We start from the raw sequence: 14445 nt of genomic DNA, 5'->3' as shown, positions 1-14445 counted from the left end.
AGTCGCGACGGGCGGGGGTCGCCGGATTCGCCCGGTCAGTAGCGGAGGTGGGTGACGTCCCCGGCGGCGACGGCGCGGCTCTCGCCGGTCTCACGGTCGTCCACGACGAGTCGACCGTCGGCGTCGATGGATGCGGCCGTGCCGATGAGCACGTCGCCTCCCGGCAGCTCCACGCGCACCTCGCGGCCGATGGTGCTGCACAGCTCGGTGACCTCGGCGAGGAGCCCGCTGGCCAGCGGGTCGCCGTCGGTTGCGAGGAAGGCGCCGTACAGCTCACCGAAGGCTGCGAGGTAGAGCGAGAGCACCTCGTCGGGGTCGGGGGTCTGGCCCGTGACCAGCATGATCGAGGTCGAGGTCAGGGTCGGGAGGTCGTGCTCGTCGAGGGCGAGGTTGACCCCGGCTCCGATCACGACGCCGCCGGGCTGCTCTCCCGCCGCGGGCGGCAGCAGTTCCGCCAGGATGCCCGACACCTTGTAGCCGTCCATCAGGACGTCGTTCGGCCACTTCAGGTCGACCGTGACCGATCGCGGGTCGGCGTCGGTGTCCGGGTCCACGGTCACGACGGCAGCCTCGGCGTGGGTCGCGACGACGCTGCGCACGGCGCGGGTCATCGCGGCCCCCGTGAGCAGCGGCAGCCAGCCGAGACTGTCGGCCGGCAGCGGCGATCCATCGGAGAGGCGGGGCCGCACCAGCAGGGAGATGGCGAGTGAGCGTCCGGCCGGTGCGGTCCAGGTGCGGCCGAGCCGCCCCCGTCCGCTGGTCTGGCTCCCTGTCACGAGAACCGAGAGATCGGGCCAGCCGGATGCATCCGGACCGACGGCCCGCTGCACCAGCTCGTCGTTCGTCGATCCGGCCTCGTCGAGGTACTCGAATCGGGCGGCGAGCGCCGCGCTCCGCGTGAATTCCATGACGGGCTTCCCTTCGTCGCGTTCAGAGTAGCGGTTGGGGGTGATCACGATGGTTCGGGCACATCTTTGTATGCATCCCTCAACGGGCACCGGGGAGGTGCCCCGGATAGGCTGAACCGCGTGACCGAGAACACCGCTGCGCAGGCCCCCGACATGATGACGACGGCAGGCAAGCTCGCCGACCTCAAGAACCGCTTCCACGAGGCTGTGACGGCGAGCGGCGAGGCCGCCATCGCCAAGCAGCACGCCAAGGGCAAGATGACGGCGCGCGAGCGCATCACCGAGCTGCTGGACGCCGGCAGCTTCGTCGAGCTCGACGAATACGTCAGGCACCGCACCCACGCCTTCGGCATGGACGCCAAGAAGCCGTACGGCGACTCCGTCGTCACAGGAGTCGGCACCATCCACGGCCGTCAGGTCGCCGTGTACTCGCAGGACTTCACGGTCTTCGGCGGGTCCCTCGGCGAGGTCGCCGGCGAGAAGATCATCAAGGTGATGGAGCTCGCGCTGAAGACCGGCGTTCCCATCATCGGCATCCTCGACTCCGGTGGAGCGCGCATCCAGGAGGGCGTCGTCGCCCTCGGCAAGTACGGCGAGATCTTCCGCCTCAACACCCGCGCCTCCGGAGTCATCCCGCAGATCTCGATCATCTGCGGTCCGGCAGCCGGTGGAGCCGTCTACTCGCCGGCCCTCACCGACTTCGTCATCATGGTCGACAAGTCCAGCCAGATGTTCGTGACCGGGCCCGACGTCATCAAGACCGTCACGGGCGAGGACGTCGGCATGGAGGAACTCGGTGGCGCTCTGACCCACAACAAGGTCTCGGGAGTCGCGCATTACCTCGCCAGCGATGAGTCGGACGCGCTCGACTACGCCCGCACCCTTCTCGGCTTCCTTCCCGACAACAACCTCGCAGAGCTTCCGGTGTACGACACCGACACTGAGCTGGAGATCACGGATGCCGACCGTCGACTGAACACGGTCATCCCCGACTCCCCCAACCAGCCCTACGACGTGCAGACCGTCATCGAGGGCGTCGTCGACAACGGCGACTTCCTCGAGGTGCAGCCGCTGTTCGCGCCGAACATCGTCATCGGCTTCGGACGGGTGGAGGGTCGCTCGGTCGGAATCATCGCCAACCAGCCCAACGCCATGGCCGGAACCCTGAACATCGACGCCGGCGAGAAGGCGAGCCGTTTCGTGAGGTTCTGCGACGCGTTCTCCATCCCCATCGTCACTCTCGTCGACGTTCCCGGCTACCTGCCCGGCACCGATCAGGAGTGGACCGGAGTGATCCGCCGTGGAGCCAAGCTGCTCTACGCCTACGCCGAGGCGACGGTGCCCCTGGTGACGGTGATCCTCCGCAAGGCCTACGGCGGCGCCTACATCGTGATGGGCTCCAAGCAGCTCGGTGCCGACATCAACCTCGCCTGGCCGACGGCCGAGATCGCCGTGATGGGCGGCCAGGGTGCCGTGAACATCCTCTACCGCGGCGAGATCAAGCGGGCCGAGGAGGCTGGCGAGGACGTGGCGGCGGTGCGCACCAAGCTCGCCAACGAGTACACCTACAACGTGGCCAGCCCCTTCCTCGCGGCCGAGCGCGGCGAGCTCGACGGGATCATCGAGCCTGCCGCCACCAGGGTGTCGGTCACGAAGGCCCTGCGCGCCCTCCGCACCAAGCGTGCGAGCCTGCCGGCCAAGAAGCACGGGAACATCCCGCTCTGATGGGCAGGCACGCTGCGACCGATCTGCCGGACGACGCCCAGGCGTTGACCGGCATCACGTTCATCACGCAGGGGGTCTCCGACGAGGAGGCCGCCGCGGTCACCGCGGTGCTCTCGGCGATGCTCGCCGAGGAGTCCGCCGGGGCCCGCACGACACCCCCGAGCGGGCAGAACGCCTGGCAGCGCTCCCAGCGCTCGCTGCGGCAGCCCCTCACTCCGGGCCCCGGGCAGTGGCGGGGATTCGCCGGCTGAGGCCGGCATCCGCTCGGGATGTACCCCTCGTCGCAGGCCGACCCGCATCACCCCTTCTGGGGGCTGGCGACTGCGAGCGGTGTCAGGGAAGACGCTTTCACACGGCGTCCTGACGTATGTCCCCCGAAATGATGACTGTTCCTGTGGTTGCGGGTGCGTCACTATAGATATCGAAGGTGCTCCTGAAAAGGACCACCGCCCCTCGCAGGCCAGCCGTTCGGCAGGCGGCGAGTGGGACGAGTCAGGGCGATATTCGGGTTATCGCCGCGACTCGGATACACGAAGGGGAGCTGGTCTTCAGGACCGGCTCCCCTTCGTCATGTCCGGGCGGCCATTCCGGCCGACCGATGCACCGCGCTGCGTCAGCGAGGGATCTCGAGCCAGATGTCGAGCACCTCGCCGTCGTCGTCGTCCTCCTCGGCGTCGACGGCGCCTCCAGCACCGCCGTCTCCGAGGGCGGCCGTGCGCTGATCGCCACCGCGCAGGCCGACGACGGTCACAGCGACCTCGTCGTCGCTGACCGTGCGCACGATGATGCGGTCGGCATCAGTCGAGACGATCGCATCGCGCAGGGTCGTGAGGATGCGGTCGCGGTCGCCGCCGACGAGTTCGTCGATGCCGCCCTCGTCGAGCAGCGTCACGGTCGCTCCGCGGAGCCTGGCGTCGCGCACGGCGGAACGCACGCCGTCGTCGAGCAGCATCCGCCCCCGGATCTCGTCGCGGATGGCGGCCTCGAGTTGTCGGCACTCGAGGCGTTCGGCATCGCTCAGGTCGCCCTCGGCCTCGGAGATGCGACGCAGCATGGGTGCGGCGATCCTGTCCGTGGTGGCCAGCCGCATCTGCCGCTCGTGCAGGTGGGCATCCTGTGCGGCCTGCCAGTCGGCGGCCTCCCGCTCGGCGAGGCTGTACGACCGCGCCTCACGCGCAGCGCGCGACAGCGATCGGGCGCCGAAGTGCGCGACCCCCACCCAGACCACGCTGCCGATGACGCCGATGAACCCGAGTGCGGCCGGCCCGGCCCAGACGAGCGTCTGGAGCACGAGGAAGGCCACCCCGGCCCAGGCGACGAGGAGCCGCCCGCGTACGGCGGTGATGGTCATGAGTGTTCCGATGGCCGCCACGTACCAGGTCGCGTAGCCGTTGTCGGCCCCGGCATCGAGGGTCGAGCACACGAGCAACGGCATGGCGATGCTCGCGGCGAGGTCGAATGCCGCCACCCACAGCGGCATCCGACCCGGGCGGGTGGGCCAGAGGCTGAAGGTCGTCGCGAGCACGTACAGGGCGATGGCGATGATCGGTGCGACGGGTGAGTCCGGCACCCCGAGCGAGGTGAGCGCCAGCACGACGTGGTATGCCGAGAACACGGCGGCGAGACCGACGATCAGGGCACGGGGAATGGTGATCATGCGCTGTCGCCCCCGCTGCGCGTCCCCACGGCATCGGGATCGTCGTCGGCGACAGGATCGACGACTGCGTCAGCCGGCCACATCAGCGTGACCGTCGTGCCTGAACCCGGCGCGGAGTCGATGCGGGCGGCTCCGCCGACGCTGAGCATCCGTTCGACGATGGAGACCCTGATGCCGAGACGCTCCTGCGGGATCCCCGACGCATCGAATCCACGTCCGGAATCGCTCACGGTGATGCGGCATCCGTCGGCCAGGCCCGTCACGGTCAGTCGTCGACGCACCAGCGTCGCCGGACCGCCGGCGTGCTGCATGCTGTTCACCATCGCCTGCACCGATGCCGAGTACAGTGCCTCAGCGGCCTGCACGGGCACGCCCCGACCGGCCACGCGCGTGGCACGGATGACGAAGGGCGCCGAGAATGCGGACGCCGAGGAGCGGATGCGGCGGGCCAGCCGATCCAGCGGCACGTCCTGCTCGTCCTCTGCCGGCGGCTCCGCCGCCACCTCGAGGTGCTCGAGCGCCGTGCGCGCCATCCGCGCGGCGAGAGCCCGCTGCTCGGGAGTGTCGGCTCCGGCCGCCGACAGCAGAGTGGTGAGGACGCTGTCGTGCACGATCGCGTCGACCTGCACGCGCTCCACGTCCGTGGCGTGCTGACGCACGGCCTGCGCGTACTTGGCGAGGGCTCCGGCCTGGGCGGCGTCGACGGCCTCGGCCGCCTGCCGCAGCGAGGTGAAGATGATCAGCGCGGCCGAGCTGAGCAGGATGGCGTAGACGGTGTCGAGGCTCGCCCGGGTGAAACCGACGTCGCCGCCGGCCGGCGACAGCCTGATGATGCCGTAGCAGAGCGGGGTGATGACGGTGTAGAGCACGGCGATGGGCAGCTTGAACGCTATGGCCGCGTTCGTCGTCGCCACGGTGACCAGGTACCAGATCCACGGGGTGTCATCGGCGAAGTCGGCTGGATCGCCGACGGTGAGCGGCCACACCAGCACGGCGGCCAGGTAGATGACGGCGAACGTGCCGAAGACCAGCTTGTGCACCCGATTCAGCCAGGCCGAGATCGCGACGGCCACGAGGCTCCCGAGCACTGTCACGCCGACGATGTAGGACCACGGGGCGATGAGCTCGGGGATCTGCTGGATCATCACCGGCACCGTCTGCACCACGAAGATGAGCCCGAAGAACGCCGTCGCGCGGGCCAGCGCCAGGTTGATCCGTCGAGCGCTCAGCGCTGCACGCGGCTCAGAGGTCGTCGGCAGGGCGCTGAGCAGGCGTTCCCCGCTCGGTGTGGTGCGGGTCGGCTGGGCCGTCGTCATCCAGCCGAGTCCTGGTCGAGGCCGGGCAGGATGCCGTCCTCGACGGCCCGGCGGAGCAGGTCGACCTTGGTCGGGGCCGGCCGGCCGACTTCGACGTACTTCACCCGCACACGGTCGAGGTACTCCCTCGCCGTGGAGTGCGCGATGCCCAACTGCAGCGCCACGGTCTTGAGCGGCAGTCCGGAGGCGTACAGGTGCAGGACGTCGCGTTCGCGCCGTCCGAGCTGGGCCTTGCCGAAGTCGGCGTCGGCGTCGATGGCCGACGCCCACTCGAGGTTGTTGAGGACGTCGCCGCGGGCCACTGTCGCTATGGCGGCGAGCACCATGGCCGTGGGGGCCGACTTCGGGATGACACCGGCGGCACCGGCAGCGAGGGCCTCGCGCACGCTGGCCACCCGGTCGGCGATGGAGTGCACGAGCACTGCCGCCCCGGTGGCCTGGGCCGCCTTGACGTTATCGGTCACGCTCGATCCGTCACCGAGCGACAGGTCGAGCACGACGACGTCGCAGGGGCGGCCGAGCACGTTGTCGATGAGGTCCTGGGCCCGCGCTGTCGTGTAGATCACGTCGTAGCCGGCAGCCTCGCAGGCCGCCTTCAGTCCGAGCACCACAGACTCGTGGTCGTCGACTATGGCCACCTGGATGGCGGATGCCGCTGCCTCGTTCGACTCCGTCATGTGCGTCCCCTCCACTGGCCCGGCCCACCTCGCCGCGTCCTCCCAGACTACGGCGTCAGCCTGCTCGCGGTCAGGACGCGCGGGTGAAGCGCGCCACGGCTTCGACGTGGTGCGTGTTCGGGAACAGGTCGAACGCGCGCAGGGCCTGCAGTTCGTAGCCGCGCTCACGCAGCAGCCCGGCGTCACGGGCGAGGGCGACGGGGTCGCACGCCACGTAGACGAGCTGACGGGGGCGCACAGCGACCAGCGAGTCGATCACCTCGCGTCCCGCGCCGGACCGCGGCGGGTCGAGGACGACGGTCGCACCCTCGAGGCGGCGACGCTCGGCGGCCGGGGCCTCGACGAGCTCCCTGAGGAACCTGTCGACGCGGGCCGTGACAGCTGCGGCGCCCAGCCATTCCGAGAGGTTCTCGGCCGCATGGTCCGTGGCCCTCGCGTCGCTCTCGACAGTCGTGATGCGCACGGTGGAGCCGAAGCGGTCACCGACGGCCGCGGCGAGCAGGCCGACACCCCCGTAGAGGTCGAGGTTGGCTGCCCGCGGATCGAACTCGTCGCCGTCGATCGCCTCCTGCACGGCCGCCGTGAGAGTCTCGGCGGCGCTGGCGTGCACCTGCCAGAAGCCGCCGGCCTCGAGCCGGAACCGACGCCCGCCCACGAGCTCGTGCACGATGGCATGCGGGGGCGCCTTCGGCTTGCCGCGGCGGTCGTTCTCCGAGACCACGATCCGGGCGACGGAATCGCTCGGTGCGATGACGTCGACGTGGGCGGCACCGGGGAAGCGCTGCGTGAGCGGTGCGATGTCGGCGACCGCCGCCGTCGCGAGAGGCAGCGAGTCGACGGTGACCACGTGGTGGGAGCGCGCTGCGTAAGGACCGACCGATCCGTCGGCGGCGACCTGGAGCCGCACGCGGGTGCGCCACCCCGTCCCGGTGGCCGCGGCGTCGGCGTCGGCATCCGGTGCCGAGGGAATCGCCTCGACATCGACGTCGGTGTCGATCTTCGCCATGCGGGAGAACGAGTCCGTGATGACGCGGCGCTTGAGCTCGCGCTGGAAGTCCTGGTCGATGTGGCCGAACTCGGCACCGCCGGCGCGCTCGTCGGGCGCCCGGTCGACGGAGGATTCCGCCCACACGTGCGGGCGGCGCTCGGGAGCCGCCGTGACGACGCCGACGGTCTCGGCACGCCAGAAGCTCGAATGCGCGTCATCGCTGACCCGGGCGAGCACCCTCTCTCCCGGAAGGGTGTCGCTGACGAACACCACCCGCCCCTCGTGACGGGCGACGAAGACACCGCCGTGGGCTACGTTGGTGACGTCGAGCTCGACCTCGGTCATCGAGCCGGACCCGCGGCGTCCCGATCGCTCGGCGGACGGCGTGCGGGTTCTGTTCTTGACCATCATCCGAGCATTCCACACGACTCTGCACGAAAGCATCATGCGCCTCTACCTCGCCTCCACCTCCCCCGCCAGACTCGCCACCCTGCGCGCCGCCGGGATCGAGCCGCTCACGATCTCCCCCGAGGTCGACGAGGAGGCTCTCGCGGCCGCCGTCGAGGCGGAGCGCGGCGCCCCGCTCGCCCCGGCCGAGATGGTCGAGCTGCTCGCCCGAGCCAAGGCGGAGGCCGTCGTCGGCTCCCTCGTCGACGGCGCGCCCATCGACGGTCTCATCCTCGGCGGTGATTCGGCGTTCCTCTTCGACGGGGCCGTGTACGGCAAGCCGCACCTGCCCGAGGTCGCACGCGAGCGCTGGCTGCGCCAGAGCGGGCGCAGCGGCGAACTGTTCTCGGGCCACTGGCTCATCGACCACCGCAGCGGACGGGCGGATGCCGCCGTCGGCGCCGTGGCCTCGGCCCGCGTCACCTTCGCCGACGTCGACGAGGCCGAGATCGACGCCTACGTCGCCAGCGGCGAACCGTTGAAGGTCGCCGGAGCCTTCACGATCGACAGCCTCGGCGGGCCGTTCATCCGCTCCGTGGACGGCGACCCGAGCACCGTCATCGGACTGTCTCTCTCCACGCTGCGCGACCTGGTGCGCGAGGTCGGTGTCGACTGGCCGTCGCTGTGGAACCGTCAACGCTCCTGAGTCGCCCAGCACCGACCTTGTACCTTTCCGAAGGGGTCTGCCCGCATTTTTGTGGGGGACGCCTAAAAGGGATGAGGGATGCGGCAATAGGCTGGTGAATCATGCCGCGCATCTCCAAGGTCCTCATCGCCAACCGGGGCGAAATCGCCGTCCGCGTCATCCGGGCTGCCCGCGACAGCGGCATCCGCTCGGTGGCCGTCTACGCCGACCAGGACCGTGACGCCCTGCACTCCCGCCTCGCCGACGAGGCGTACGGCCTCGACGGGACCACGAGCGCCGACACCTACCTCGTGATCGACAAGCTGCTCTCCGTCGCCCGCCGCTCCGGCGCCGACGCCGTGCACCCCGGCTACGGCTTCCTCGCCGAGAACGCCGACTTCGCCCGCGCCGTCATCGGCGCCGGCCTCATCTGGATCGGGCCATCCCCCGACGCCATCGAGCGCCTCGGCGACAAGGTCTCGGCGCGTCACGTGGCCGAGAAGGTCGGGGCGCCGCTCGCCCCCGGCACCCTGAACCCCGTCTCCGACGCCTCGGAGGTGCTCGACTTCGTCGACGTGCACGGCCTGCCCGTCGCTATCAAGGCCGCGTACGGCGGAGGCGGTCGCGGCCTCAAGGTCGCCCGCACCCGCGAGGAGATCCCCGAGCTGTTCGACTCGGCGACCCGCGAGGCGATCACGGCCTTCGGGCGCGGCGAGTGCTTCGTGGAGAAGTACCTCGACGAGCCGCGCCACGTCGAGACGCAGTGCCTCGCGGATGCCGCCGGCAACGTCGTCGTCGTCTCCACGCGCGACTGCTCGCTGCAGCGCCGCCACCAGAAGCTCGTCGAGGAGGCTCCGGCCCCGTTCCTCACCGAGGCGCAGAACACCGAGCTGTACCGCGCGTCGAAGGCCATCCTGAAGGAGGTCGGCTACCTCGGTGCCGGCACCTGCGAGTTCCTCATCGGCAAGGACGGCACGGTCTCGTTCCTCGAGGTGAACACGCGCCTCCAGGTCGAGCACCCCGTCTCCGAGGAGGTGACGGGCATCGACCTGGTGCGCGAGCAGTTCCGCATCGCCGAGGGCGGCATCCTCGACTACGAGGACCCGGCCCCCCGCGGTCACTCCTTCGAGTTCCGCATCAACGGCGAGGACGCCGGCCGCGGCTTCATGCCGGCCCCCGGCCCCGTGCACGTGTTCCGCCCCGCGAGCGGCCCCGGCATCAGGGTCGACACCGGCATCCAGGCCGGCGACGTGATCAGCGGATCGTTCGACTCGCTGCTGGCGAAGCTGATCGTGACGGGCGCCGACCGCGAGGAGGCGCTCGACCGCGCGCGCCGTGCCCTGGACGAGTTCGAGGTCGCCGGCCTGCCGACGGTGCTGCCGTTCCACCGCGCCATCGTGCGCGACCCCGCGTTCGCCCCGGCCGACGGCGAGCCGTTCTCCATCTACACGCGCTGGATCGAGACCGACTTCGACAACACCATCGAGGCCTGGAGCGGCGAGGCCGAGGCCCCGACTCCCGCCGAACAGCGCAACACCGTCACCCTCGAGGTCGATGGTCGTCGCATCGAGGTGAGCCTGCCTGTGCGACTGCTTCCGAGCCCCTCGGCCGAGAAGACCGGCGGTCCGGCACCGCGTCGTCGCGCGACGCACCATTCCGTGAGCACCTCGACGGGAGACGCCGTCAAGGCGCCGATGCAGGCGACGATCGTGAAGCTCGCCGTGGCCGAGGGCGACCAGGTCGTCAAGGGCGACCTCATCGTCGTGCTCGAGGCCATGAAGATGGAGCAGCCGATGACGGCCCACAAGGACGGCCGGATCGAGAACATCAACGCGACAGTCGGTTCGACCGTGGCGTCGGGTCACCTGCTTCTCAGCATCGCGGACTGACCCGCTCCCGGGAGCTTCGGCGAGCCGGCCGAGGCGAACGTCAGGTGTTGACGATGTGCATCGCGCGGGCGGCATCCGAGATGGAACCCGACAGCGACGGGTAGACGGGGAAAGCCTCGGAGACCTGGTCGACCGTCAGCCTGTGCACGACGGCGAGAGCCACCGGAAGGATGAGCTCGCTGGCCTTCGGCGCCACGATCACGCCGCCGATGACTGTGCCCGATCCCGTTCGGGCGAAGATCTTCACGAAGCCCTCCTTGATGCCCATCATCTTGGCGCGCGGGTTCGAGGCGAGGGGCAGCTTGTAGATCTCGCCCTGGGCGATGCCGTCCTCGATCTGCTTCTGCGTCCAGCCGACGGTGGCGATCTCGGGCTGCGTGAAGATGTTCGAGGTGATGTTGCGCTCCTCGGGCGGGTTCACGATGTCGCCCATGGCGTGGAAGACAGCCGTGCGGCCCTGCATGGAGGCCACGGAGGCCAGCGGCAGGAAGGTCGTGCAATCGCCGGCGGCGTAGATGTTGGGCACCGAGGTGCGCGCCACGCGGTTCACCCGGATGTGGCCGCCCGACGTCATCTGCACCCCGGCCTCCTCCAGGCCGATGCCTGCGGTGTTCGGGATCGAACCGACGGCCATGAGCGCGTGGGAGCCCTCGACGACGCGGCCGTCGGAGAGCGTCGCCTTGACGCCGGTCGCCGTGCGCTCGACCTTGTCGGCTCGGGACTTGGAGAGCACGGTCATGCCGTTGCGCCGGAAGGCGTTCTCGAGCACGCGGGCGGCATCGGCATCCTCGCCGGGCAGCACCTGGTCGCGGCTGGAGATCAGCGTGACCTCACTGCCCAGGGCGCGGTAGGCCGAGGCGAACTCGGCTCCGGTCACACCGGAGCCGACGACGATGAGGTGCTCGGGAACACTCTTCAGGTTGTAGAGCTGCGTCCACGTGAAGATGCGCTCGCCGTCGGGAACGGCTGAATCGAGGATCCGCGGGCTCGCACCCACCGAGATGATGATGGTGTCGGCCTCGATGCGGTCGAAGTCGGTGCCCTCCTCGCCGAGGGCGGTCGAGACGATGATGGCGCCGGCGCCGTCGAGGCGTCCCTCGCCCTGCACCAGTCGCACCCCGGCCTTCTCGAGGTTCGCCGTCATGTCCTCCGACTGCTGACGGGCGAGCCGCAGCAGGCGCTTGTTGACGGCGGCCAGGTTGATGGCCACCTCGGGCCGCAGCGGCTTGCCGGACTCACCACGGGCGTAGAACTGCACGCCGAGGTCTGCTGCCTCCTTGATGGCGTTCGACGCCTCGGCCGTCGCGATGAGCGACTTCGACGGGACGACATCGGTGAGCACGGCCGACCCGCCGACTCCCATGCGTTCGACGAGCGTGACCTCGGCACCCAACTGGGCGGCCGCGAGGGCGGCATCGTATCCGCCGGGCCCCCCACCGAGGATTGCGATCCGCTGGGTGGTTTCGAACTCATGGGCCATGCCTCCATTCTCGCAGATGCACCAGAACCTCGAAATCCGCTGAGTGTCCGCCCGGGGCCGTCCAGGCCGGCGGAGTGCGCAGATGAGCAACGGATGCTGCAGCCCGCCAGCATCCGACGCAGCGGCATCCGCTCCCTGCCAACCGACTGGGTCGCGCCAGAGCACCGGCTCTAGAGTGGACGGATGACGAATTCGACGACGAATCCCCTCGACGAGCCCGGAACCGACCCGTTCGAGGTGGCCCGGGCGGCCGCCGAGCAGATCGCGGAGCGCACCGGCGTCGAACGCCACGACATCGCCCTCACCCTGGGCAGCGGCTGGGGCAAGGCCGCCGACCTGATCGGCGAGACGACGGCCGTGATCCCGGCCCACGAGATCAGCGGCTTCAGCAAGCCGGCCCTCGAGGGACACGGCGGCATGCTGCGCTCGATCGCGCTGCCCAACGGCAAGCACGCCCTCGTCATCGGAGCGCGCACTCATTACTACGAGGGCCACGGCGTGCGCCGGGTCGTGCACAGCGTGCGCACTGCGGCGGCGGCCGGAGCGACGACGATGATCCTCACCAACGGCGCCGGCGGCATCAAGGAGCACTGGACCCCCGGCACCCCCGTGCTGATCAGCGACCACATCAACCTCACCGCGGACTCGCCGCTCGAGGGTGCGACGTTCATCGACCTGACCGACCTGTACTCCAAGCGCCTGCGCGACCTCGCCCTCACCATCGACCCCGGCCTCGACGAGGGCGTCTACTGCCAGTTCCGCGGACCGCACTACGAGACACCGGCAGAGGTGCAGATGGCCAAGACCATCGGCGGCCACATCGTCGGCATGTCGACCGCCCTCGAGGCCATCGCCGCCCGCCAGGCCGGCATGGAGATCCTCGGCATGAGCCTCATCACCAACCTCGCGGCCGGCATCCAGAAGACGCCGCTCAGCCACGCCGAGGTCATCGAGGCCGGCCAGAACGCCGAGGCCGTCATCAGCGCCCTGCTCGCCCGCATCGCGAACGCCCTGTGAGCGCCGTCATGAGCACGGATGCCGCCGCCCGCGTTCTCGACCAGGCGCGCGCCTGGCTCGCCCAGGATCCCGACGCCGAGACCCAGGCCGAGCTGCGCACTCTCATCGATGAGGCCGACGCCGGATCGGCCGAGGCCGTCACCGAGTTGCACGCCCGCTTCGACGTGCGGCTCGCGTTCGGCACGGCCGGCCTCCGCGGCGAGATCGCGGCCGGATCGAACCGCATGAACCGCGTGCTGGTCTCACAGGCGGCGGCGGGACTCGCCCGCTTCCTGCTGAATCATGCGGCCATCGGCGATGCGCCCAGCGTCGTGATCGGCTACGACGGCCGCAAGAACTCCCGGGTGTTCGCCACCGACACCGCGGAGATCATGGCCGGGGCCGGCGTCCGCGCCATCCTGCTCCCCCGCCTGCTGCCGACCCCGGTGCTGGCCTTCGCCGTGCGCCATCTCGACGTCGATGCCGGGGTGATGGTCACGGCGTCGCACAACCCGCCGAACGACAACGGCTACAAGGTCTACCTCGGCGGACGCGACAGGGGATCCCAGATCGTCTCGCCGGCCGATGTCGAGATCGCCGAGGAGATCCTCCTCGTCGCCCACTCCGCGAACGTGCTCGAGCTCCCGCGGGCGGACTACGACACGGCCGACGAGTCGGTCGTGGACGCCTACGTCGCCGCGACGGCGGCCATCGCCCCGGCGCCGCGCGCGCAGATCAACGCCGTGTACACGGCCATGCACGGGGTCGGCTGGGAGACGTTCGCGCGCGCCGTCACGGCCGCGGGCTTCGACGAGCCGCACGTCGTGCATGCCCAGATCGAGCCCGACCCCGCCTTCCCGACGGTGGCGTTCCCCAACCCCGAGGAGCCCGGCGCCATGGACCTCGCGACGGCGGAGGCCCGGGAGCAGCAGGCCGAGCTCGTGATCGCGAACGACCCCGACGCCGACAGGCTCGCCATCGCCATCCCCGATGCAGCTGTCGACGGCGGCTACAGGCGGCTCTCCGGCAACGAGGTCGGGCTGCTGCTCGGGTGGTGGGTCGCCGAGCGCAATGCCGACGGCCGCACGCCGGGCGACGGCACCCTCGCCTGCTCGATCGTGTCCTCCCCCGGACTCGCCGCCGTGGCGCGCCACTACGGTCTGCACTTTTCGAACACCCTGACGGGGTTCAAGTGGATCTCCCGGGCTCCCGGTCTGGTGTTCGGCTTCGAGGAGGCGCTCGGCTATCTCGTCAACCCAGGCGACGTGCGCGACAAGGACGGCATCTCCGCCGCTGTTGCCTTCCTCTCGCTCGCCTGCGAACTCAAGGCCGACGGGCGCACCGTCGCCGACAGGCTCACCGAGTTCGCCGAGACGTTCGGGGCGTTCGCCTCATCGCAGATCTCGATCCGCGTGACGGATCTCGCACGCATCGCGAGCACCATGCAGCGTCTGCGCGAGGAGCCGCCGGCGCAGATCGGAGGCATCCGCGTCGACCGCATCGAAGACCTGGCCGACGGCTTCGGTGGTCTTCCGCCGAGCGACGTCCTGCGCATCCAGCTCGCCGACGGATCACGCGTCATGGTGCGTCCGAGCGGCACCGAGCCCAAGCTCAAGGTCTACATCGACGCCTCGTCCGACGAGGGGACCGCCGCGGAGCGCACGGCCGCCGCAGCCGCATCGGTCGCCGCCCTCGATGCGGGCATGCGGGAGCTGGTCGGCTAGCAGCCACCCGGCC

Annotated in this window: 12 protein-coding genes; 6 read left to right on the top strand and 6 right to left on the bottom strand. The window is 70.2% G+C overall.

The genetic code is table 11. The features are described from left to right. Positions 1-35: 35 nt before the first annotated feature. The gene (locus ASF30_RS05875) at positions 36-908 is read right to left on the bottom strand and encodes a biotin--[acetyl-CoA-carboxylase] ligase (protein ID WP_055904686.1); all 873 of its coding nucleotides are present in this window, start codon (positions 906-908) and stop codon (positions 36-38) included. A 153-nt stretch (positions 909-1061) separates the two neighbouring features. On the opposite strand from ASF30_RS05875, the gene ASF30_RS05870 reads away from it, so the two are divergent. After that, positions 1062-2633: an acyl-CoA carboxylase subunit beta gene (locus ASF30_RS05870; RefSeq protein WP_055904683.1), complete on the top strand. Its 1572-nt coding sequence runs from the start codon at positions 1062-1064 to the stop codon at positions 2631-2633. Then, positions 2633-2884 carry an acyl-CoA carboxylase subunit epsilon gene (locus tag ASF30_RS05865; protein WP_055902907.1) on the top strand — a complete coding sequence of 84 codons (252 nt, stop codon included), beginning with the start codon at positions 2633-2635 and terminating at the stop codon, positions 2882-2884. The genes ASF30_RS05870 and ASF30_RS05865 overlap by 1 nt, the downstream gene beginning before the upstream one ends. A 362-nt stretch (positions 2885-3246) precedes the next feature. On the opposite strand, the gene ASF30_RS05860 is transcribed toward ASF30_RS05865, so the two are convergent. The 4 genes from ASF30_RS05860 to ASF30_RS05845 form a co-directional block, all read right to left on the bottom strand. Then, the gene (locus ASF30_RS05860) at positions 3247-4290 is read right to left on the bottom strand and encodes a hypothetical protein (RefSeq protein WP_055902904.1); all 1044 of its coding nucleotides are present in this window, start codon (positions 4288-4290) and stop codon (positions 3247-3249) included. Next, positions 4287-5606, bottom strand: coding sequence for a sensor histidine kinase (locus ASF30_RS05855; RefSeq protein ID WP_055902901.1), 1320 nt, complete (start codon positions 5604-5606; stop codon positions 4287-4289). The genes ASF30_RS05860 and ASF30_RS05855 overlap by 4 nt, the downstream gene beginning before the upstream one ends. Then, positions 5603-6283, bottom strand: a complete 681-nt coding sequence (locus ASF30_RS05850) for a response regulator transcription factor (protein ID WP_055902898.1) — start codon at positions 6281-6283, stop codon at positions 5603-5605. The genes ASF30_RS05855 and ASF30_RS05850 overlap by 4 nt, the downstream gene beginning before the upstream one ends. Positions 6284-6353: 70 nt before the next feature. Then, entirely contained in the window at positions 6354-7616 is a 1263-nt protein-coding gene (locus ASF30_RS05845; protein WP_055904680.1) for a class I SAM-dependent RNA methyltransferase, read from the bottom strand. 100 nt (positions 7617-7716) lie between these two features. Between ASF30_RS05845 and ASF30_RS05840 the strand changes: the two genes are divergently transcribed. Continuing rightward, positions 7717-8364: a Maf family protein gene (locus ASF30_RS05840; protein ID WP_055902895.1), complete on the top strand. Its 648-nt coding sequence runs from the start codon at positions 7717-7719 to the stop codon at positions 8362-8364. 101 nt (positions 8365-8465) lie between these two features. Further along, positions 8466-10232 (top strand): acetyl/propionyl/methylcrotonyl-CoA carboxylase subunit alpha, encoded by a 1767-nt coding sequence (locus ASF30_RS05835; RefSeq protein ID WP_055902892.1) that lies wholly within the window; start codon positions 8466-8468, stop codon positions 10230-10232. A gap of 40 nt (positions 10233-10272) precedes the next feature. On the opposite strand, the gene ASF30_RS05830 is transcribed toward ASF30_RS05835, so the two are convergent. Then, positions 10273-11712 (bottom strand): NAD(P)H-quinone dehydrogenase, encoded by a 1440-nt coding sequence (locus tag ASF30_RS05830; RefSeq protein ID WP_055902886.1) that lies wholly within the window; start codon positions 11710-11712, stop codon positions 10273-10275. Between the two features lie 183 nt (positions 11713-11895). Here ASF30_RS05830 and ASF30_RS05825 point away from each other — a divergent pair, with 183 nt between their 5' ends. Then, positions 11896-12729, top strand: a complete 834-nt coding sequence (locus ASF30_RS05825) for a purine-nucleoside phosphorylase (protein WP_055902883.1) — start codon at positions 11896-11898, stop codon at positions 12727-12729. Between the two features lie 8 nt (positions 12730-12737). Further along, positions 12738-14432 (top strand): phospho-sugar mutase, encoded by a 1695-nt coding sequence (locus ASF30_RS05820; protein WP_055904676.1) that lies wholly within the window; start codon positions 12738-12740, stop codon positions 14430-14432. The last annotated feature ends 13 nt before the right edge of the window (positions 14433-14445 follow it).

Origin of the sequence: Leifsonia sp. Leaf264 (assembly GCF_001422325.1) — a bacterium.
In the GTDB taxonomy this organism is placed as follows: Bacteria; Actinomycetota; Actinomycetes; order Actinomycetales; family Microbacteriaceae; genus Orlajensenia.
Note: the sequence above shows the minus strand (reverse complement) of the source record. Positions and strands in the feature narration are given on the sequence as shown.